Origin of the sequence: Streptomyces sp. SudanB52_2052, from assembly GCF_964272415.1 — a bacterium.
GTDB classification, from domain to species: domain Bacteria; phylum Actinomycetota; class Actinomycetes; order Streptomycetales; family Streptomycetaceae; genus Streptomyces; species Streptomyces olindensis.
The window spans coordinates 8081282-8101423 of the sequence record NZ_OZ186796.1; the positions used below are offsets into that span (position 1 = coordinate 8081282).

The following is a 20142-nucleotide window of genomic DNA, read 5'->3' on the forward strand; positions in this document are numbered from 1 at the left end:
ACAGACCATGACCGGGAATCTCCTCGACACGGGCACCGTGATCGGCTGCCCGCACGGCGGCCGGGTCACCGCCGCCACACCGCCCGCCGGTGGCATCCGCGTCGCGGGCGCCGCCGTCGCCACGACCGCGCACCGCTACGTGGTCACCGGCTGCCCGCACACCGTCGACCGGGTGCCCTCGCCGTGCACCACGGTCCGCTGGACCGCCGACGGCACCGGCATCACCGTCGACGGCGCGCCCGTGCTGCTCGACACCTCCGCCGCCCAGTGCTTCAGCGCGGCCCTCGTCCCGCAGGGACCGCCCGTCGTCCAGGCCGCGCAGCGAAAGGTCACCGTCCGATGAGCCCCGACAGCCGGGCCGCCCGGCCCCGTTCCGACATCGCGTTCCCCTTCCGCGCCGACCGCCGGGGACGCACCGCGCACGCCGGCCACGGCGAGCACGTCCACGACCTGATCGAGCAACTGCTCTTCACGAGCCCCGGCGAGCGCGTGATGCGCCCCGACTTCGGCTGCGGACTCCTGGACCTGGTGTTCGCGCCCGACAGCCCCGAACTGATCAGCACGCTCGAACTCTCCGTACAGGCCGCTCTGCAGCGCTGGCTCGGCGACCTCATCGACGTACAGGCCCTCGACATCGTCAGCGAGGGCGGTGAGGACGGCGTCGTCCGCGTCCATCTCTCGTACGCCGTACGTGCCACCGGCGCACAGCGTGACGACGTCTTCGAAGGGAGGGCCGCCGCATGACGGCCGGCACCACCGCGTCCCGCCGCAGCAAGGTGCGGGCCGCGCAACTGGGCGGGATCGACCACGTCGAAGTGAGCGACGACGGCCTGCTGCTCACCGTCACCTTCCTCGGCAAGGCCCCGCACGGCCTCGGCCCCGAGAACGTCCGCGTCGACGGCGGCCGCCGGGTCACCGGCATCACCGCCGTCGACGTCAGCGTCGAACGCGAGGAAGACCCCGAGCTCGACGACCGGCTCTACGTCACCCTCGACAAGACCGGCGACACCTCCCGCTACCGGCTCTCCCTCGTCGAGACCGACCCCTACGGCCGGCCCGGCACCGAGCCCTACCGCGGCTTCGACCAGCGCTACCACAGCGCCACCTTCCACTTCCGGCCCGACTGCCCCACCCCCTTCGACTGCACCGACGACGACCGGCCCGAACCGGACTTCCCCGCCGCGCCCGTCGTCGACTACACGGCCCGCGACTACGACACCATCCGCAAGCTGCTCCTGGACCGGCTCGCGCTCACCACCCCCGACTGGACCGAGCGCAACCCCGCCGACCTGGGCATCACCCTCGTCGAACTCCTCGCCCACACCGGCGACCAGATCAGCTACCAGCAGGACGCGGTCGCCACCGAGGCCTACCTCGACACCGCCCGCCGCCGGGTCTCCGTACGCCGCCACGTACGGCTCATCGACTACGCGATGCACGACGGCTGCAACGCCCGCGCCTACGTCACCGTCCGCACGGCGGACGACCGGACGCTCGCCCCGGGCACGTTCCGCTTCGCCTCCGTCGACGTGCGCAGCCTCGACCCGCACGACCGGCCCGAGCCCGGCACGGTCATCGACGAGGCCGACCTCGGCGACCTCGACGAACGCGGCTCGGTGGAGGTCTTCGAACCGGTCGTCGCCACCGACCCGCTGGAACTGAGGGTCGCGCACAACACGATCCGGCTGTGGACCTGGGGCGGCGAGGTGTGCACCCTGCCGCAGGGCGCCACCGCCGCCACCCTGCGCGACTCCTGGGTGGACCCGGAGACCTGCCGCGAACGCCGCCTCGACCTCAAGCCCGGGGACGTCATCGTCCTGGAGGAGGTGAAGGGCCCGCGCACCGGCACCCCCGGCGACGCCGACCCCGCGCACCGCCAGGCGGTCCGCCTCACCTCCGTCACGCCCGGCCTGGACCGGATCGAGGACCAGCCGGTCCTGGAGGTCACCTGGGCCGCCGAGGACGCCCTGCGCTTCCCCCTCTGCCTCACCACCCGAGGCGGCCGCGACTGCCTGCCCGTCGAGGACGTCACCCTCGCCCGCGGCAACGTCGTCCTCGTCGACCACGGCAGGACCCTGACCGGCCTCCCCGAGACGGTCACCGTGCCGCCCGTGCCCGCCGTGGTCGCCCCCTGCGACCTCCCCGCCTTCGGCTGCCGCGACACCGAGGAGGGCAACGCGCCCGCCCGGCTGATCAACGCCCTGACGGACAGGGCCGACTCGGGCCGGGCCCTCCTGCCCGAGGACGTCCGCGAACTCTTCGACGTCGTCGGCGAGTCCGCGGTCAACCGGGCCGGCATCGGCCTGGAGAGCGCCGGGCAGCGGCACGAGCAGGTCGTGCCCGGCACGGCCTACGCCCAGGCCACCGCGCTGCGCACGCTGCTCGCCCAGTCGGTCCATCCCGGCATCACACCCCGCTTCCGCCCCGTCCTCGGCCGGGCACCCGTCACCCAGGCGGTGCCCTTCCCCGACGCCGGCACCGTCGCGGCCGGGCAGGCCGAGCGCATCGCGGCCATCCCCGGCCGGGTGCGGCAGCGGCTCGTCGAGCTGTGGCGCAGCGCCCGCGACCGCGACGGGCTCGCGGAGAAGGAGATCGCCGAACTCGCCGTGATCTACGGCCTGCACGTGCTGGAACGCCTCGAACTGCGCCGCCACCCGGTCCGCGCCCTGCGCGAACTGCTCTACCGCAGCGACGAGTTGCTCGACACCAAGCTGCGCCGCGTCCAGGTCCTCGCCGCCCGGGCCCGTGCGGGCACGGTCCTCGACGGGCACATCGCCTGGGAGATCGCGCACGCCTGGGGCCCGGCCCACGCGGCCGGACTCCACCCCGAGGAGACGGTGCTGCGCGGCTCGGCGACCGCCGCCCTCGCCCAGGACCCGCGCCGGGCCCTGCCCGCCGTACGCCTGCACGGCGCGGACGGGACCTGGGTGCCGCGCCGCGACCTGCTCGGCAGCGGGCCGCGCGAGAGGCACTTCGTGGGCGAACTGGAGGACGACGGCCGACTGGCCGTGCGCTTCGGGGACGGCCGGCACGGCGCGAAGCCCGCCCCCGGCAGCCGCCTGGAACTGCGCTACCGGCTCGGCGGCGGCACCACCGGCAACGTGGGCGCCGAGGCCATCAACCACCTGGTGGTACAGGGCGACCGCGACGTGCCGGCCGCCGTCGTGCGCAACCCGCTGCCCGCCACCGGCGGCACCCGGCCCGAACCCGTCGAACAGGTCCGCCAGCTGGCCCCGCTCGACCTGCGCCGCACCCGGCTGCGGGCCGTGACCGCCGAGGACTACGCGGCCCTCGCGAGCGAACTGCCGGGCGTGCAGCGGGCGGCGGCCGAGATCCGCTGGACCGGCAGCGTCCAGGAGGCCCACATCGCGATCGACGCGTACGGCACCGCCGCCCCGTCGCCGGACCTGCTCGACTCGGTCACCCAGGCACTGGAGGCCTACCGACGCATCGGACACGACCTGGTCGTGGGACCCGCCCGGCTGGTGCCGCTCGACATCGCGCTGACCGTGTGCGCCGAGCCCGGCCACCAGCACGGCCAGATCCTGGCCGAGCTGTACCGGGTGCTGGGCACCGGACGGCTGCCGGGCGGACGGCTCGGCTTCTTCCACCCCGACGCGCTGACCTTCGGCGAACCCGTCAGGCTCAGCCGCCTGGTGGCCGTCGCCGCGGCCGTGCCCGGGGTGGCGGGCGTCGAGGTCACCCGGCTGCGGAGGCTGTCCGGACAGGACCGAGGAGAGAGGGAGGACGGCGTGCTGCGGCTCGGCCCGCTGGAGATCGCCACCTGCGACAACGACCCCGACCGGCCGGAGAACGGCCTGCTGGCGATATCCCTGGGAGGTGCCCGATGACGGACCCGCACCCGGTCACCGCGACCGACGACTGCGGCTGCGGCGGCGCCTGCCGCGGCGGCCACGACGAGCGCCTCGCGCCCACCCCGACGCACAACCCGCCCGGCCGCACCGCCCTGGACTACCGCGTCGGCACGTACGGCTCCTTCCTGGCCGCGCTGCTCGACCGGCTCGCCTCGCCCGCCTATCCGGCCCTGAACGGCCTCACCGTCCGCACCCCGGACGACCCGGCGATCGGCCTGCTCGACGCCACCGCCGTCCTCGGCGACCTGCTCACCTTCCACTCGGAGCGGATCGCCGACGAGGCCTACCTCCGCACCGCCGACGAACACCGCTCCCTGGTGCTGCTCGGCCGGCTCGTCGGACACCGCCCGCGGCCCGGCGTCGCGGCCACCACGCACCTGGCGTACACCCTCGAACGCGACCCGCGCGCCGAGGCCCAGAACGTGCTGATCCCGCGCGGCGCGCGCAGCCACAGCGTGCCCGCCTCCGCCGACGAGGAGTCGCTGACCTTCGAGACCAGCCGGGACCTGGTCGCCCGCTGGGACTTCAACGAACTGAAGGTGCGCCGTCGCCGTCCCTCGCTGCTCACGCCGCAGGACCTTTCGAAGCGCTCGGAGTTGTTCGTCGAGGGCACGGCGCACTCGTTGCAGACGGGTGACCAGTTGCTCTTCGTCTTCGGTGAAGAGGCGGGCGGCGAGCGCAAGTTGCTGCCGGTGGCGAAGGTGCGTGTCGACCGGGACGACGACGTCACGGCGATCTCCGTGCCGAAGTCGGCGCCGCCGACGCTGAAGGAACTGGTCGACGAGGTGCGGCGCTGGACGGCTCCGCCGGCGCAGCCGGGGGAGCCCGGTGAGGAGCCTCCCACGCCGGAGGTTCCGAACCCGCGCCCGGTCAGCCGGCTGATCGAGGACTTCGAGGGCCAGGTCCTGGAGCCCTTGCGTCACGACTTGGACGGTGTGAAGACGCCCGAGCGGCTCGCGGCGCGCCTCGCGGAACCTCTCGCCCGGCTCGGTGAGGCTCAGGTGCTGGCCGAGCCGTATCAGGACGTGGCGGAGTGGTTCGAGCAGTTGGAGGCCGTCCTCGCGGAACTCGCCGAGCGGGCACTGGAATTGGCTCCGGCGCAGACGGATCCGGAGGGTGTCTCGATGGTTCGTCGGCCGTCTGCGGCGCCGTCGGGGCTGGCCGCGCAGTTCCCCGCGCCCCTCAGGGACGAAACACGCACCGCCGCTTGGGATGCCCTGGGCGCCATACTCCCCGCCCTGCGCGCCACCGCCCACACGCAGAAAAACGCGACCGGCCACCCACTCCCCGGCACCGACACCGCCCGCCTCCTCTCCGCCCTCGACCCCACCCTGGGCAGCCTCTACCCGGCCTGGCGCACAGCCGCCGCCCCCGGCAGCCCACGGCTGCTGCGCGAGCTGCTTGCCCTGCGCGTCACCGCGGCCCCCTTCGGCGCCACGGCCCCGCTGAAGCCGGTCCAGGACGACCGCGGCCGGGTCGTCCGCACCGCCGACTGGCCGCTGACCGGCGCGGTGCTGGCCACCCTGCGGGTCGTGTACGACACGGCGGGCAAGGTGCCGGTCCGGGCCGAACTCCAGTACGTGGAGGGCAGCAGCTCCGACCAGCGCGCCGAGAACCTGCCCGTCGCCCAGCCGGTCACCTTCACCCTCGGCCCCGGCCAGGTCGAACTGTCCGCGCGCTCCGGCCAGGACCGCGACCTGAGCTGGCTCAACCGGCGGCCCGCCGACTCCCAGGAGCCCGGCGTCACCGCCCGCCTCCACTCCGGCCTGCCCGAGCGCACCCTGTTCGTGTCGCGCCCCGACGACGAGGGCCTGGTCCACGTCGGCGTCCACAACGGCACCTCCGAGCAGCTCACGCTCCGGCCCGGGGCGAGCGAGCAGTTCACGCACGGCGAGTACGAAGTCGGCCTCAAGTACACCCTGGGCAGCGCCGAGCCCAACGTCGAGGTCGTCATCGCCACCAAGCCGGAGCCCGTCAACCGCCGCACGCTCCAGCTGGACACCGTGCACGAGGGCATCACCGTCGGCAGCTGGGTGGCGATCCAGCGGCCCGCCAAGGGCGCCGACCAGGGCATCCCCGGCGATCCGAAGCTGGCCTTCGTCACCACCCAGGTGGTGGCCGCGCGCACGGCCGCGTACACCAACTACGGCATCACCGGACGCGGCACCGAACTCACCCTCGCCGACCCCTGGCTGGACGAGTTCGACGTCCTGCTGTCGCACATCCGCGACACCACCGTGCACGCGGCGGGCGAACCGCTGAGCCCGGCCGACGAGCCGCTCGGCGAGGACGTGCACGGCAACGAGATCGAACTCGGCGAGCTGTACGAGGGACTGCGGCCCGGCCGCACGCTCATCGTGACCGGCGAGCGCAGCGACCTCCCGGGCACGGCCGGCGTCCGGGCCACCGAGGTCGTCACGATCGCCTCCGCGGAGCCGGCCGCCGACCCGCGGCTGCCCGGCGACCCCGTGCACACCCGGCTCGTCCTCACCGCGGACCTGGCCTACCGCTACCGCCGCGAGACGGTGCGGATCCTCGGCAACGTCGTCGAGGCCACCCACGGCGAGAGCCGCGAGGAGGCCATCGGCAGCGGCGACTCGGACCGCGTCAACCAGACCTTCGCGCTCTGGCAGTCCCCGCTGACCTGGCTCGCCGACGACAACCCCCTCGGCGCCACGCCCGTGCTGGAGATCCGGGTCGACGGCGTGCTGTGGCACGAGGTCGACAGCCTCGCGGGACGCGGCCCCAGCGAGCGCGTCTACATCACCGGCGCCACCGCCGACGGCCGTACGACGGTGACCTTCGGCGACGGGGTGCACGGCGCCCGCCTGCCCTCCGGGCACGAGAACATCCGCGCCCGCTACCGCTTCGGCACCGGCAAGGCCGCCAACGTGCCCGCCGACCGGGTCACCCAGCCCCTCACCCGGCCGCTCGGCGTCACCGCCGTCACCAACCCGCGCCCCGCGACCGGCGGCGCGGACGCCGACGGCCCGGGCCTGACCCGCCGCACGATCCCCCTGGCCGTGTCGGCCCTGGACCGGCTGGTCTCCGCCTCCGACTACGAGGACTTCGCCCGCTCCCGCGCCGGTATCGGCCGGGCCGCCGCCCGCGAACTCTTCGACGGACGCAGGCGCGTCCTGCACGTGACGGTCGCCGGCACGGACGACGTGCCGATCGCCCCCGACTCCGACACCCTGCGCGCCCTGCGCGGAGCCCTCACCGAGTACGGCGACGCGAACCTCCCGGTCCGCGTGGACGGCCGCGAGCTGGTCCTGCTGCTGCTCGCGGCCCGGGTCAAGGTCGCCCCCGACCACGCCTGGCAGAACGTCGAGCCGCGCCTGCGCCGCGCCCTGCTGCGCCGACTCGGCTTCGAGGGCCGCGAACTGGGCCGGCCCGCCCGCCTCTCCGAGGTCCTGGCCACCGCCCACACCGTGCCCGGCGTCGACTACGTGGACGTCGACGTCTTCACCGGCGTGCCCGCCTCCGCCACCCCGGAGGAGCTCACCGAGCTGCTCACCCGGCCCGGCCCGCCCCGGGCGTCCGTCCCCGCGCACCCGGCGACGTACGACGAGAGGACCCACACGGTCCGCGCCGAGAACGGCGAGACGCTGTCGGAGATCTGCGCCCGGTACGCCATCCCGCTCGCCGAACTCCTGCGCCTCAACCCCGACATCACCGACACCCGGCGCCTGCCCGCGGGCCGTTCGGTGTACGTCTTCCGCGGCATCCGCCCGGCCCAGCTCGCCCTGCTGTCGCCCCGGGCCGCGGACACCCTGATTCTGACGGAGGTCAAGTGATGTCCCCGGACACCCAGTTGGAGACGCCGGCCCCGGTGGTGCCCACGGACCCGGACGGGCTCGCCGCGCTGCTGCCCCGCTGGCACCGGCTGCGCGACGCCGAGGAGGGCGAGCCGCTGCGCGCCCTGCTCGCCGTGATCGCCGAGCAGCTCGACCGCGTCCGCGACGGCGTCGAGCAGGGCTACGAGGACCTGTTCGTGGAAACGGCCGCCCCCTGGGTGCTGCCGTACCTCGGCGATCTGGTCGGCTACCGCACCCTGCCTGGCTACGAGCGCGTCCTCACCACCGGCCTGCACGACGGCGGCCGGGCCGCGCTCGCCGAGGCCGTCGCCCCGCGCCGGGACGTGGCCGCCACCGTCGCCCACCGCCGCCGCAAGGGCACCCTGCACCTGCTGGAGGAACTCTCCGAGCAGGTCGCCGACTGGCCCGCCCGGGCCGTCGAACTGTCGCGGCAGGTGGCGCACACCCAGCCGGTGAAGCTGTACGGCACCGGCAGCCGGCGCGGTGAGCGGGGCCGTCTCGTCGACCTGCGGGACGGGGCGGAACTCGCGCTCGGCGGCGGGCCGTTCGCGGGCACGGCCCGCACGGTCGACGTCCGCAGGGCCGACTCCGCCCGACGGCAGGGCGGCTGGAGCCCGGCGGGCGTCGCCCTGTTCGTGTGGCGGCTGAAGGCGTACCCGCTGACCCGCACCCCGGCCTACTGCATCGACCGGGCCCGCAACCTCTACACCTTCTCGATCCTCGGCAACGACACCCCGCTGGTCACCAAGCCGTTCCCGGAACCCTCGCCGACGCACATCGCCACCGTCGACAACGTCCCGGCGTTCGTCACCCGCCGCCTCCTGCACGACCGGCTGCTCGACTACTACGGCCCCGGCAAGAGCTTCGTCATCCGCCGCGACGGCGAGGACAAGCCCGTCCCGCCCTCGGACATCGTCGTCGCCGACCTGTCCGACTGGCGCTACCGGCCCCGGCGCGGCCAGGTGGCCGTCGACCCGGAGCTGGGCCGGATCGCGTTCGGTTCGCGCTCCGCGCCCCGGCAGGGCGTGTGGGTCGACTACCACTACGCCTCCCCGGCCGACCTGGGCGGCGGCGAGTACGAGCGGAACCGGGAGCCGCGGCCGGACGCCGAGGTGTACCGGGTCGGACCCGGGCAGCCGTACCGGCAGATCATGGACGCCTACCGGGCCTGGCAGCACGACCGCCGGGCCGACCGGACCGGGCCCGCCGGCATCATCGAGATCACGCACAGCGGCGCCTACCAGGAGCAGCTGGACTTCGACCTCGACCCCGGCGACCGGCTCGAACTGCGCGCGGCGGAGGGCACCCGCCCGGTCATCCGCCTCCTCGACTGGTACAGCAACCGCCCCGACGCCCTCAACATCCGCGCGGTGTCCGAGGACTGCGCCCCGCACGAGCGGCCCCGGGTCGTGCTCGACGGGCTGCTCGTCGCCGGACGCGGCATCAACGTCACCGGCGCGATGGGCGCCGTCGTCGTACGGCACAGCACCCTCGTGCCCGGCTGGTCGCTGGAGCCCGAGTGCGCACCGCACTCGCCGGAGGAGCCGAGCATCGTCCTGGACCGCACCACCGCGTGCCTCCAGATCGAGCACAGCGTCCTCGGCACCATCGAGGTCATCGGCGACGAGGTGAGCGAGGACCCCCTCGACATCCACATCCGCGACAGCGTCCTCGACGCCACCGCCGACGACCGCGAGGCCCTCTCCGCCCCCGACTGCCGCCACGCCCACGCCGTGCTGCACCTGCACCGCACGACCGTCTTCGGCGAGATCCACACGCACGCCGTCGAGATCGCCGAGAACAGCGTCCTCACGGGCCGGCTCCACGTGGCCCGGCGCGGCATCGGCTGCCTGCGCCACTCCTACGTCCCCACCGGATCGCGCACCCCGCGCCGCCACCGCTGCCCGGACACCAAGCCGCTGTTCGCCTCCCAGCGCTACGGCACACCCTGGTACGGCCTGCTCGCCGACCGCGCCCCCGAACAGATCCGGCGCGGCGCGGACGACGGAGCCGAACTCGGCGCCTTCCACGACCTGTACCGGCCGCAGCGCGAGGACGGTCTCCGGGCCCGGCTCGCCGAGTACACGCCCGCGGGCACCGACGCCGGGATCTTCTTCGTGACGTGAGGCGCGCGCCGCCACCGACCTTGTGAACCCGCATTTCTGAACCAGGGGGACACCCTTCATGCACGCAGACCTCTCCCGCTCCACCTTCCGCCCGGAGCGGCACTACTCCGCGGTCGTCGCCCAGCAGGGCCGCGTCCAGCTCGACGCCGACCTCAACGAGCAGACCGCGATCCAGCTCCACCAGGCCCGCACCCTCGCCGCCGACCTGATCGGCCCGCACGGCGGCCCGCGCGACGCCGCCGGCTTCCGCATCGAGTACGTCGGCGGCAAGCACGAGATCGACACCCTCCTCATCCACGGCGGCCGCTACTACGTCGACGGCATCCTCTGCGACGCCGACCGCCCCGCGCCCGGCGTGCCCGTCCCCGACGAGGAGAGCGCGGAGTCCGCGCCGGAGCCGCCCGCGCACTGGACCTACTGGGACCAGCCCGACGGCTTCCGCGACCCGGAGAAGCCCGGCGACCGACTGCCCTCGCCCGCCCAGACGCCGTTCCTCGTCTACCTCGCCGTGTGGGAGCGCTCGGTCACCGCGGCCGAGGACCCGACGCTGCGCGAGGTCGCCCTCGGCGCGGCCCTGCCCGACACCGCCGCCCGGGTGAAGGTCGTCTGGCAGGTGCTGCCGCTGTCCCTCACCGCGCTGGAGATCGAGGAGACCGACCCGTCCAAGGAGGTCGTCCGGGCCGCCTTCACCCGCTGGGCCCAGCGGCAGTCGGCCCCCGCGGCACGGCTCGCCGCCCGCAGCGAGCGGCCCGACCACGCCGACGAGGACCCCTGCCTCGTCAAGCCGGACGCCCGCTACCGCGGCCCCGAGAACCAGCTGTACCGGGTGGAGGTGCACGCGGGCGGCGAGGCGAAGGACGCCACCTTCAAGTGGTCCCGCGAGAACGGCTCCGTCGTCTTCCCCGTCGACGAACTCGACGGCACCTGGGTGCAGTTGGCGTCCCTCGGCCACGACGACAAGCTGGACCTGGACGTCGGCGACCACGTCGAGTTCGTCGACACCGCCTACGCCTCCCGTCTGGAGCCCCTGCCGCTGCTGCGCGTCGAGGAACTGGACCTGCCCGGCCGCCGCGTCCGCCTGTCCGCCGAACCCGCCCCGGGCGTCGGACGCCTGGCGCACCTCAACCCGTACCTGCGCCGCTGGGACCACACCGGCGGCCCCCGGCGCAAGGGCCGCACCACCGCCCTGCGCGGCGGCGCGATCCCCGTCACCGAGGGGGAGTGGCTGCCCCTGGAGGACGGTGTCGAGGTGTACTTCGCCCAGGGCGGCACCTACCGCACCGGCGACCACTGGATCGTCCCGGCCCGCACCGCCACCGGCGGCGTCGAGTGGCCGCTGGACCGGGCCCGCCGCCCCCTGCTCCAGGGACCGGCCGGCATCGCCCGGCACTTCGCCCCGCTGGCCCTCATCAAGGGCGAGGGCAGCGCGGTCGACCTGCGCCTGGCCTTCGGCCCGATGGCGAGCAGCGTGCCCGCCGCCGACGAGGCGGCCCTCGCCGCCGAGGAGCAGGCCCGCCGCGAGGAGCAGGCCGCCGAGGCCGACCCCTCCCACGGGAGGTCCCAGACCACCGCGGAGGCGGAAGCCGCCGTGGAAGGAGACAACTGATGGCCAAGCCGCTGAGCGCGTCCAAGCTGGTGGAGATCCTCCGGGCCGAGGGCCTGACCGTCCACGAGGTCCGCAGCTGGCGCACCCACAACCGCAACAGCAAGGGCCCCTGGGGCCCGGTGAACGGCGTGATGATCCACCACACCGTCACCTCCGGCACCGCCGCCTCCGTCGACATCTGCTACGACGGCTACTCCAGCCTCCCCGGCCCGCTCTGCCACGGCGTCATCGACAAGAAGGGCCACGTCCACCTGGTCGGCAACGGCCGGGCCAACCACGCCGGCCTCGGCGACGGCGACGTCCTGCGCGCCGTGATCAACGAGTCGAGGCTGCCGGCCGACAACGAGGCCGACACCGACGGCAACCGGCACTTCTACGGCTTCGAGTGCATCAACCTCGGCAACGGCAAGGACCCCTGGCCCGAGGCGCAGAAGGAGGCCATCGAGAAGGTCGCCGCGGCGATCTGCCGCCACCACGGCTGGTCCGAGCGGTCCGTCATCGGCCACAAGGAGTGGCAGCCGGGCAAGGTCGACCCGCGCGGCTTCACCATGGACGGCATGCGCTCCCGCATACGCGACCGGCTCAAGGGCGCCGGGGGAGGCGGCAAGCCGGCCCCGGACCCGAAGCCGGCGCCCAAGCCGTCCTACGAGCCGTTCCCGGGCGCCGCGTTCTTCCACGTCGGGCAGCGCTCCCCGATCATCACGGCGATGGGGCGCCGCCTGGTCGCCGAGGGGTGCAGCCGCTACGAGGAGGGGCCGAGCCCCGACTGGAGCGAGGCCGACCGCCGGTCCTACGCGCTGTGGCAGCAGAAGCAGGGCTTCTCCGGAAAGGACGCCGACGGCATCCCGGGCAAGCTCACCTGGGACCGGCTGAAGGTGCCCAAGTCGTAGGGGACGCGTGCGCCCCTCCCCGGGGAGGGGCGCACGGGTGTCACCAGCGGGGGAGCCGCAGTTCGTAGTCCGGCCGGAACCGCCGCATGTAGCCGGTGTCGTCCCTGCTGCGCATCCCGGAGTCGAGGTACCGTCGGTGCAGTCGCTCCAGCCGGTCGTGGTCGAGCTCGACGCCCAGCCCCGGCCCGGTGGGCACCTCGACCTCCCCGTCGCGCAGCTCCAGCACGCCCGGCACGATCACGTCGTCGGCCGAGTTCCACGGGTAGTGCGTGTCGCAGGAGTGGTCGAGGTGGGGGATCGCCGCCGCGACATGGGTCATCGCGGCGAGGCTGATGCCCAGGTGCGAGTTGGAGTGCATCGACAGGGCGAGCCCGAACGCCTCGCACACGGCGGCCAGTTCACGGGTCCGGCGCAGTCCGCCCCAGTAGTGGTGGTCGGTGAGCAGGACCTGGATCGCGTTCTGCTCGACGGCCGGCTTCAGGTGTTCCCAGGCGATGACGCACATGTTGGTCGCGAGCGGCAGGGGAGAGTCCTGGGCGACCTCGGCCATGCCGGGGATGCCCTTGGTCGGGTCCTCCAGGTACTCCAGCACGCCGTCCAGTTCACGGGCGACGTACTTCGACGTCTCCACCGTCCACGCCACGTTCGGGTCCAGGCGCAGCGGCTGCCCTGGGAAGGCCTCCGCCAGCGCCCGCATCGCGGCGATCTCCTCGTCGGGCGGGAAGACACCGCCCTTGAGCTTGAACGAGCGGAAGCCGTACCGCTGTTGCATCAGCCGGGCCTGCTCGACGATCCCGGCCGGGTCGAGCGCCTCGCCCCAGTCGTCGGCGATGGCGGCACGGCCGTCGAGCGCGGGGTGCTCGGCCCACTTGTAGAAGAGGTACGCGGCGAACGGCACCGAGTCGCGGACCCTGCCGCCCAGCAGGTCGCTCACGGGACGCCCGAGCAGCTTGCCCTGCGCGTCCAGGCAGGCGACCTCCACGGCCGACGTGGTCCAGCCGCGCTCGTGGGAACTGGGCACGGTCGGCAGCAGGGCCGTGTCGATCGCGGCGCAGACGGCGGTGGCGTCGAAGACGTCCATGCCGGCCACCACCTGCGCGGCGGCGTGCAGCCGCTCCAGCCGGGCCGTGCCGCCCGGGGACTCGCCGAGCCCGACCGTGCCGTCCTCCAGGACCAGCTGGAGCACGATCCGCAGGGCGAGCGGCTCGTGCACGCCGTTGGAGTTGAGCAGGGGTGGGTCGCCGAACGCGATCGGCGTGACGATCAGCTCGCGGATGCGCGTCGCGCTCATGCGCCGGCCACCTCCAGCCCGCGGTCGAGGAGTTTCGCGAGCCGCGCCACGTGCTCCGGCGCCGGATCGAGCAGGGGCGCCCGGACGCCGCCCACGTCCAGGCCGCGCAGCGTCACCCCGGCCTTCACGAGCGACACGGCGTACCCGGGCACCTCGTCGCGCAGGGCGACCAGCGGGCCGTAGAACTCGTCGAGCAGCAGCGACACCCGGGCGTCGTCGTCCTCCGCGAGGGCCCGGTGGAAGGCCAGGGCGATCTCCGGGGCGAAGGCGAACACCGCCGAGGAGTACAGCTCGACGCCGACCCCCTGGTAGGCGGGCGCGGTCATCTCGGCGGTGGGCAGGCCGTTGAAGAACTGGAAGTCCTCCCCGCCCGGCACGGCGCGCACCGCGCGGACGATGCGGTGCATCCGCTCGATGTCCCCGATGCCGTCCTTGAGGCCGACGACCCCGGGCAGCGCGGCGATCCGGGCCGCCGTTTCCGCGGTGAGCCGGGCGGTGCCCCGCTGGTAGAAGACCACGGGCAGCCCGGTGGCGGCGGTGACCTCCTCGACGTACCGCACGAGGCCCTGCTGCGGGGCGCTCACCAGGTAGGGCGGCAGCAGCAGGATGCCGTCGGCGCCGGCGCGTTCGACGCGGGCGGCCTGGTCCCGGGCGACCGGCACGGGACCGCCGGCCGCCGCGAGGACCGGCACCCGGCCGGCCGTGGTCGCGACGGCGACCCGTGTGGCCCGCTCGATCTCCTCGGCCGTCAGCGCGTGGAACTCGCCGGTGCCGCAGGCGACGAACACACCTCCCGCGCCCGCGGCGACACCCGACTCGATGTGCTGGGCCAGCCGTTCCTCGTCCAGTGAGCCGTCCACCGCGAACGGCGTGACCGGGAAGAACAGCACTCCGTGGAACTTCATGTCTCCCTCATACGTGGGGGTTGGGTGGTCAGCCCTTGGTGGCCCCGGCGGCGATGCCGGTGACCAGCGAGCGCTGGAGGAGCAGATAGACGATCAGGCTGGGCAGCAGGGCGATGACCGCACCGGCCAGCACCACCCCCGAGCCGACCTCGGGGTCGGTGCGCAGGATGGACAGGGCGACGGTGACCGTGTAGTCGGTGGGGTCCTTGGCGGCGATCAGGGGCAGCAGGTACTGGTCCCAGATCATGATGAAGCCGAGCACACCGGCCACGCCGAGCGCGGGCCTGCACAGCGGCAGGACCACCTGCCACAGCATCCGCAGCTCGCCCACGCCGTCGATCCGGGCGGCCTCCTCGATCTCGGCGGGGATGTCCTTCATGAACTCGGTGAGCACCATCACCGAGAACCCCCAGGCGCCGAGCGGCAGGATCACGCCCCAGACGGTGCCCTTCAGATCGAGACCGACCACGGGCACATGACCGAGGACCAGGGACAGCGGGATGGCGATGACCTCCTCCGGGAGCATCATCGTCAGCATGAACAGGGTCAGGATCAGCGCCTGCCCGCGGAACCTGTGCCGGGCCAGGGCGTACGCGGCCAGTGTGCAGACGACGAGCTGGAGCAGCAGTCCGCCGCCCGCGATGAGCAGGGAGTTGCCGAAGTAGTCCCAGATGCCCCGCTCTCCCGCCACCTCGAAGTTGAGCAGGGTCGGGTGGTGGGGGAGGAACGACAGGGTCGAACCGCTGGCCTTCTCGCTGAAGGAACCCGAGAAGATCGTCAGGAACGGGGCCGCGAAGACGCCGAGGGCCAGCAGGCAGAGCAGGACGCGCAGGAGCCAGGCGGGGCCGGGCCGGTCGCTCCAGCCGAGGGCCGTGTCGAAACGGGCGGGGGTGGTGCGCTGCTTCCCGGCGGACTTCCGCGCGGGGGATGCGGTCACCGGGGTGCGGACGGGGTCGATGGCGGGGGCGCTCATCGCACGTCTCCCCTCTTGCGGAGGTAGTTGACCGTGACGGTGAGCAGCAGCGTCACGCAGAGCAGGACCACGGAGGCGGCCGAGGCGCCGCCGATGTCGTTACGGGTGAAGCCGAGGGTGTAGGCGCGGGTCATCCACACGTCGGTGGAGCCGGCCGGGCCGCCGCCGGTGAGGACGTACACCTCGGTGAAGACGCGCAGTCCGCGGATGGCGGCGAGGGTGAGGACGATGCCGAGGGCGGGGCGGATCGCGGGCAGCGTGATGTGCCGCAGCCGCTGCCACAGCGAGACGCCGTCCATCGCGGCGGCCTCGTACAGCGAGCGGTCCACGCCGGCCAGTCCGGCGAGGATGATCACCATGTTGTACGGGGCGAGCATCCAGATGCCCATGGCCATCGTCGCCCACAGCGCCGTGTCGGGGTTGTCGAGGTAGGGCACGGGGCCCAGACCCAGCAGCCCGAGACCGCTGTTGATGAGGCCGTCGGAGGTCGGGTAGTACATCAGCCGCCACATCTCGCCGACCACCGCGGTGGCGGTGACGACGGGCAGGAACACGGCGGTGCGGACGAGCTTCAGGGAACGGGCCTGGCCCTCCAGAAGCAGGGCCAGCAGGAAGCCGACCAGGATGCCGCCTATGGACATGCCGATGCCGAGGACCAGCGTGTGGCCGATGGCGTCCTGGAAGCGGTGGTCGGTCAGGACCCGGGTGTAGTTGTCGAGGCCGACCCACTTGTCACCGAGGAAGGGCCGTACGTCGAAGAAGCTGAGCCAGACGCCCTTGCCCATGGGCAGGAACTTGAAGACGAGGGCGAGCAGCAGGCCCGGGGCCAGGAACAGCCAGGGCAGTACGGCCTTCTTGCTCAACAGCCGGGCTCTGCGGGGCCCGGGCGTCGTCACGGTCGCGGTCATTTCAGCAGCTCCTGGTCCTTGAGGTCACCGGCGAGGGTGTCGTTGAGTTCCTTCAGGCCGGAGCGGACGTCGCTGCCGCAGTACGTGAAGAGCGCGTTCAGCGCGTCGGCGGTGTCCTGCTTGATCGGGGCGAAGTCGGGGGCGTTGGGGAACTGCACGGAGGCCGTCTCGTACGCCTTCTGCACCACGCTCCAGCGCGGGTCGTCGCGCACCTTGGCCGCGTCCAGCGTGGAGTTGACGGGGATACGCACCACGGGCTGGTGGTCGCCGGTCATGGCGAGCGTCTGGCCCTCGGGCGAGATCAGGAACGCGGCGAGCGCCTGTTCCAGCTTCGCCTTCCCCGTCTTCGCGCCGAAGTAGATGTTCTCGCCGTCGGCCAGCACGTCGTTGTTGCCGGCCGGGCCGGAAGGCGCGGGCAGCACCTCGTACTTGTCCTTGCCCAACGCCTTGTCGAACGTGGAGATGTTGTACGGGCCCGTGAGGTACATCCCGGCGTTGCCGTCCTGGAAGTTGGTGGTGTTCGCGGTGACGGAGGTCAGGGCGCTGGGCTGGATGACACCGTTGTCACCGCAGAAGAGGTTGTCCTTCATCCAGGTGACGGTGCGCAGGGCGGCCGGGGAGTCCATCGCGGGCCGGTAGCCCGAGCCGTCCTTCTCGATGATCCGCACACCGCCCTGCCACAGCCAGCTGGCTCCCCACCAGGCGACATAGCCGTTCTGCGCGCTGCCGGGCACGACCATGCCGTACGTGTTCCTCCTGCCGTCGCCGTCCGGATCGCGGGTGGCGAAGGCCTTGGCGAGGGCGAGCGTGTCCTGCCAGGTCCTCGGCCGCGGCAGGCCGAGCTTCTCGCGCCAGTCCTTGCGGACGAACAGCGTCATGGCCTGCCGGGAGTACGGGATGCCGTAGTGCCTGCCGTCGCGGCCCACGGTGGACGACCAGGACGTGGCAGTGATGTCGTCGTGGCCCGCTATCGAGGCCGGGGTGATGGGCTTGAGCAGGCCCTGCGCCTGGTAACTGCCCATCAGAGCGGTGTCGTTGATCATGACGTCCGGCAGGTCCTTGGTGGACGCGCGGCTCTGGAGCTGCTGGTCGAAGTTCATGACCGGCTGGTAGTCGATCCTGATGCCGGTCTTCTTGGTGAAGGCGGCGAACACCCGGTCGTAGGTCTGGGCGGACTCCGGGTCGCTCCGGGTCCACACCTCCAGCGTGTTCGGATCGCCGGCCCGGGCGCTGCCGGAACCGGAGCCGCAGGCGGCCGTTCCGAACAGGAGCCCTGAGACGGCGAGCGCGGCAGCCAGGCGGCGCGCGTGGCGGAGCCGCATGTCGATGCGGCGTCGGCGATCCCGCATGGATGATTCTCCGTTCATATTCGTGAACGTCCTTCACGAATCTAAATGATCGGCCAAGCTACGGATCGTTTCATCACCACGTCAAGACATGGCTGAAAGATTTCACCGATGCCCCACGGGGCCCGGGAGGGCCCGGAAACGACGGCGGCCCCCACCGGAAGGACCGGTGGGGGCCGTCTGCGAGGAGACCGGCAGGTCAGTCGTTGCGCTGGGCGTTCTTCTTCCTGATGCGGACCGCCTCCTTGCGGACCTCCGCCTGAGTGGCTCGCTCCCGCACCAGCCACTCGGGGTTCTCCTGTTTCAGCGTCTCGATCTGATCGGTGGTGAGGGGCTCGGTGACGCCCCCGCGGGCGAGCCCCGCGATGGAGACGCCGAGCTTCGCCGCGACCACCGGGCGGGGGTGCGGGCCGTTGCGCCGCAGGTCCTGAAGCCACTGCGGCGGGTTCGCCTGGAGCTCGTTCAGCTCGGCGCGCGAGACGACACCCTCCCGGAACTCGGCGGGGGTGGCCTCGAGGTACACACCCAGTTTCTTCGCCGCGGTAGCGGGCTTCATCGTCTGGGTGCTCTGGTGCGACGTCATGCCGTCCAGCCTATCGAGCGTGTGCGCGACCCCCGACCACGGCCGGTAACCTGGCCAGGTGACAGGCTCGGATGAAACTCCCCCGTTCCGGCTCGTGTACGTCCCCGGGGTGATGCCCGACAAGTGGGTGCGCATCTGGAACGAGCGGTGTCCCGACGTCCCGCTGGCCCTCACGCAGGTGCCCGCCGCCGCTGCGGCCGAGCGGCTGCGGGGCGGGGACGCCGACGCGGGGCTGGTGCGGCTGCCCGTGGACCGCACGGTCTTCAGCGCGATCCCCCTCTACACCGAGCAGACCGTCGTCGTGGTGCCCAAGGACCACCTGGTCACGGCGGTCGACGAGGTGTCCCCCGAGGACCTCGCCGACGACATCGTGCTGCACCCCCTCGACGACGTCCTCGACTGGGAGACCCTGCCCGGGCGGCCCGCCTTCGAACGCCCCGCCACCACAGCCGACGCCGTCGAACTCGTCGCGGCCGGCATCGGCGTCCTGATCGTCCCCCTGTCGCTCGCCCGCCTCCACCACCGCAAGGACCTCACCCACCGTCCCCTCAAGGACGCCCCCGAGTCACGCGTGGTCCTGGCCTGGCCCGAGGACGCGACGACGGACCAGGTCGAGGACTTCATCGGCATCGTCCGCGGCCGCACGGTCAACAGCACCCGGGGCCGCACGCGGCCCGCGGCGCAGGACAAGCCCGGGCGCACGGAGAAGGACGGAGCCCGGCGGAAGCCGGCGGCGTCCGCCGGGCAGCCGGGCACGAACCATCGCCGCGGAAGCGGCTCCGGCGGCACCCCCAAGGGCACCCCCAAGAGCGGCAGGCGGGGCAAACCCCGCCGGCGGTCGTAGCACTCGAAGGGCCCGGGGTGCACCGCGCCGGGCCAGGGAGTCACCGCGCGGAGCCTGAACTCTTCCTTCAGGCCGGCTCGGTCCCGCCGCCCTCGCTCATCCCGCCGACGGCGTCGGCTGCGGCGCCCCGTAGGACGGGTTGGGGGCGACCGTCTGGAGGTCCTTCAGGTCGTCGGGGATCGGCAGCACACGGACCGGCGCGCCCGCCTGCGGAGGCGGCGGCGTCGTCTGGTCCTGGGGCAGCTTGGCCGGAGCGGTGATCTGGAAGGCGACCTGCTCGTGGTTGATCAGACCGGTCTTCTCCAGGACCGTGATGTGGTCGAGAACGGTGTCGTTGGTCGTGTCGGCGAGCTCCCGCACGAGGCTGTTCCGGGTGGTCGCCCGGATCTTGGCGATCGTCGGGAAGATGCCCCCGTGCGCGACGCGCATGACCGTCACGGCCGTGGACTCGAACTCCTTGCCGGAGCTGCCTTCCGCCGTCGCCACGAACTGCTGCTGCTGCGGCGACGCCTCGTTCGGCAGGGTGATGCCCATGTCCGTGGCCACCTTGCGGCAGCCCGCGTCGAGCCGGCCGTGGCCCACGAGCAGGTGCTCGGCGACCTCCTGCATCTCCGGCGACTTGCTCCGCTGCCTGATCAGTTGCGCCATCGGGTACTCCCACAGCCCGGCCGCGCGCACACGGACCACGAAGTCGCGGTCCGCCTCGGTCAGCGGACCCCACTGGGTGTTGGCGATGATGCGGTCCTGGCCGGAAGCCGTGTTCTGCACGCCCAGCATGCTCGGGTAGGCGAGTGCGGTGAGCGTCAGGATCATCGCACCGCCGACGAACGCGGTTCCTGCCGTGCTGCGCGAGATGCGCATCGTGCCTCCTGGGATGTGAACGGCCCAACACCAAGAAGTACGGACGCCGGAGGCGAAACAATCACCGCTGCCGCAAAAAAGTTCGGGCGCCGCCCGGGCCCGGCACCGTGGGACGC

15 protein-coding genes are annotated in these 20142 nt (G+C 73.0%); 8 read left to right on the forward strand and 7 right to left on the reverse strand.

Translation table 11 applies throughout. The features are described from left to right. Window positions 1–7 precede the first annotated feature (7 nt). Genes ACSUPV_RS36375 through ACSUPV_RS36405 form a run of 7 tightly spaced genes read left to right on the forward strand, consistent with a single transcriptional unit; the run spans window position 8 to window position 12315 of the window. Window positions 8–343 (forward strand): hypothetical protein, encoded by a 336-nt coding sequence (locus tag ACSUPV_RS36375; RefSeq protein ID WP_359793817.1) that lies wholly within the window; start codon window positions 8–10, stop codon window positions 341–343. Then, window positions 340–744 carry a GPW/gp25 family protein gene (locus ACSUPV_RS36380; RefSeq protein WP_031120486.1) on the forward strand — a complete coding sequence of 135 codons (405 nt, stop codon included), beginning with the start codon at window positions 340–342 and terminating at the stop codon, window positions 742–744. The genes ACSUPV_RS36375 and ACSUPV_RS36380 overlap by 4 nt, the downstream gene beginning before the upstream one ends. After that, on the forward strand, window positions 741–3851 hold the full coding sequence (locus ACSUPV_RS36385) for a putative baseplate assembly protein (RefSeq protein WP_436949395.1): 3111 nt from the start codon (window positions 741–743) through the stop codon (window positions 3849–3851). Before ACSUPV_RS36380 ends, ACSUPV_RS36385 begins: the two co-directional genes overlap by 4 nt. Then, window positions 3848–7672: a putative baseplate assembly protein gene (locus tag ACSUPV_RS36390; RefSeq protein ID WP_436949397.1), complete on the forward strand. Its 3825-nt coding sequence runs from the start codon at window positions 3848–3850 to the stop codon at window positions 7670–7672. Before ACSUPV_RS36385 ends, ACSUPV_RS36390 begins: the two co-directional genes overlap by 4 nt. Beyond that, entirely contained in the window at window positions 7672–9819 is a 2148-nt protein-coding gene (locus ACSUPV_RS36395; protein WP_436949399.1) for a hypothetical protein, read from the forward strand. Before ACSUPV_RS36390 ends, ACSUPV_RS36395 begins: the two co-directional genes overlap by 1 nt. A 58-nt stretch (window positions 9820–9877) precedes the next feature. Beyond that, window positions 9878–11425 carry a DUF6519 domain-containing protein gene (locus ACSUPV_RS36400; RefSeq protein WP_436949400.1) on the forward strand — a complete coding sequence of 516 codons (1548 nt, stop codon included), beginning with the start codon at window positions 9878–9880 and terminating at the stop codon, window positions 11423–11425. Continuing rightward, complete coding sequence (locus tag ACSUPV_RS36405; RefSeq protein WP_359793829.1) at window positions 11425–12315, forward strand: peptidoglycan-binding protein; 891 nt, start codon at window positions 11425–11427, stop codon at window positions 12313–12315. The genes ACSUPV_RS36400 and ACSUPV_RS36405 overlap by 1 nt, the downstream gene beginning before the upstream one ends. Before the next feature lie 40 nt (window positions 12316–12355). Here the strand turns inward: ACSUPV_RS36405 and ACSUPV_RS36410 are convergent, their stop codons facing one another. The 6 genes from ACSUPV_RS36410 to ACSUPV_RS36435 all read right to left on the reverse strand — a co-directional run bounded on the left by ACSUPV_RS36410 (window position 12356) and on the right by ACSUPV_RS36435 (window position 18321). Next, window positions 12356–13606: a glucarate dehydratase family protein gene (locus ACSUPV_RS36410; RefSeq protein ID WP_359793831.1), complete on the reverse strand. Its 1251-nt coding sequence runs from the start codon at window positions 13604–13606 to the stop codon at window positions 12356–12358. Next, window positions 13603–14511 carry a 5-dehydro-4-deoxyglucarate dehydratase gene (locus ACSUPV_RS36415; protein WP_436949401.1) on the reverse strand — a complete coding sequence of 303 codons (909 nt, stop codon included), beginning with the start codon at window positions 14509–14511 and terminating at the stop codon, window positions 13603–13605. The genes ACSUPV_RS36410 and ACSUPV_RS36415 overlap by 4 nt, the downstream gene beginning before the upstream one ends. 28 nt (window positions 14512–14539) lie before the next feature. Next, window positions 14540–15484 carry a carbohydrate ABC transporter permease gene (locus ACSUPV_RS36420; RefSeq protein ID WP_031120498.1) on the reverse strand — a complete coding sequence of 315 codons (945 nt, stop codon included), beginning with the start codon at window positions 15482–15484 and terminating at the stop codon, window positions 14540–14542. Beyond that, complete coding sequence (locus ACSUPV_RS36425) at window positions 15481–16392, reverse strand: carbohydrate ABC transporter permease (protein WP_359793839.1); 912 nt, start codon at window positions 16390–16392, stop codon at window positions 15481–15483. Before ACSUPV_RS36425 ends, ACSUPV_RS36420 begins: the two co-directional genes overlap by 4 nt. After that, on the reverse strand, window positions 16389–17741 hold the full coding sequence (locus tag ACSUPV_RS36430; RefSeq protein ID WP_037762021.1) for an ABC transporter substrate-binding protein: 1353 nt from the start codon (window positions 17739–17741) through the stop codon (window positions 16389–16391). Before ACSUPV_RS36430 ends, ACSUPV_RS36425 begins: the two co-directional genes overlap by 4 nt. Before the next feature lie 196 nt (window positions 17742–17937). Next, entirely contained in the window at window positions 17938–18321 is a 384-nt protein-coding gene (locus tag ACSUPV_RS36435) for a DUF5997 family protein (RefSeq protein WP_037762023.1), read from the reverse strand. A 58-nt stretch (window positions 18322–18379) separates the two neighbouring features. On the opposite strand from ACSUPV_RS36435, the gene ACSUPV_RS36440 reads away from it, so the two are divergent. Then, window positions 18380–19165 carry a LysR family substrate-binding domain-containing protein gene (locus ACSUPV_RS36440; protein ID WP_436949402.1) on the forward strand — a complete coding sequence of 262 codons (786 nt, stop codon included), beginning with the start codon at window positions 18380–18382 and terminating at the stop codon, window positions 19163–19165. Between the two features lie 96 nt (window positions 19166–19261). Here the strand turns inward: ACSUPV_RS36440 and ACSUPV_RS36445 are convergent, their stop codons facing one another. Then, on the reverse strand, window positions 19262–20026 hold the full coding sequence (locus tag ACSUPV_RS36445) for a DUF4142 domain-containing protein (protein WP_031120503.1): 765 nt from the start codon (window positions 20024–20026) through the stop codon (window positions 19262–19264). Between the last annotated feature and the right edge of the window lie 116 nt (window positions 20027–20142).

Bases quoted from the DNA above. Each gene is read 5' to 3' on its own strand.
- ACSUPV_RS36430 (WP_037762021.1), bottom strand. From the start codon at position 17,741: ATGCGGGATCGCCGACGCCGCATCGACATGCGGCTCCGCCACGCGCGC.
- ACSUPV_RS36395 (WP_436949399.1), top strand. From the start codon at position 7,672: ATGTCCCCGGACACCCAGTTGGAGACGCCGGCCCCGGTGGTGCCCACG.
- ACSUPV_RS36420 (WP_031120498.1), bottom strand. From the start codon at position 15,484: ATGAGCGCCCCCGCCATCGACCCCGTCCGCACCCCGGTGACCGCATCC.
- ACSUPV_RS36435 (WP_037762023.1), bottom strand. From the start codon at position 18,321: ATGACGTCGCACCAGAGCACCCAGACGATGAAGCCCGCTACCGCGGCG.
- ACSUPV_RS36375 (WP_359793817.1), top strand. From the start codon at position 8: ATGACCGGGAATCTCCTCGACACGGGCACCGTGATCGGCTGCCCGCAC.
- ACSUPV_RS36405 (WP_359793829.1), top strand. From the start codon at position 11,425: ATGGCCAAGCCGCTGAGCGCGTCCAAGCTGGTGGAGATCCTCCGGGCC.
- ACSUPV_RS36390 (WP_436949397.1), top strand. From the start codon at position 3,848: ATGACGGACCCGCACCCGGTCACCGCGACCGACGACTGCGGCTGCGGC.
- ACSUPV_RS36400 (WP_436949400.1), top strand. From the start codon at position 9,878: ATGCACGCAGACCTCTCCCGCTCCACCTTCCGCCCGGAGCGGCACTAC.
- ACSUPV_RS36380 (WP_031120486.1), top strand. From the start codon at position 340: ATGAGCCCCGACAGCCGGGCCGCCCGGCCCCGTTCCGACATCGCGTTC.
- ACSUPV_RS36415 (WP_436949401.1), bottom strand. From the start codon at position 14,511: ATGAAGTTCCACGGAGTGCTGTTCTTCCCGGTCACGCCGTTCGCGGTG.
- ACSUPV_RS36385 (WP_436949395.1), top strand. From the start codon at position 741: ATGACGGCCGGCACCACCGCGTCCCGCCGCAGCAAGGTGCGGGCCGCG.
- ACSUPV_RS36445 (WP_031120503.1), bottom strand. From the start codon at position 20,026: ATGCGCATCTCGCGCAGCACGGCAGGAACCGCGTTCGTCGGCGGTGCG.
- ACSUPV_RS36425 (WP_359793839.1), bottom strand. From the start codon at position 16,392: ATGACCGCGACCGTGACGACGCCCGGGCCCCGCAGAGCCCGGCTGTTG.
- ACSUPV_RS36410 (WP_359793831.1), bottom strand. From the start codon at position 13,606: ATGAGCGCGACGCGCATCCGCGAGCTGATCGTCACGCCGATCGCGTTC.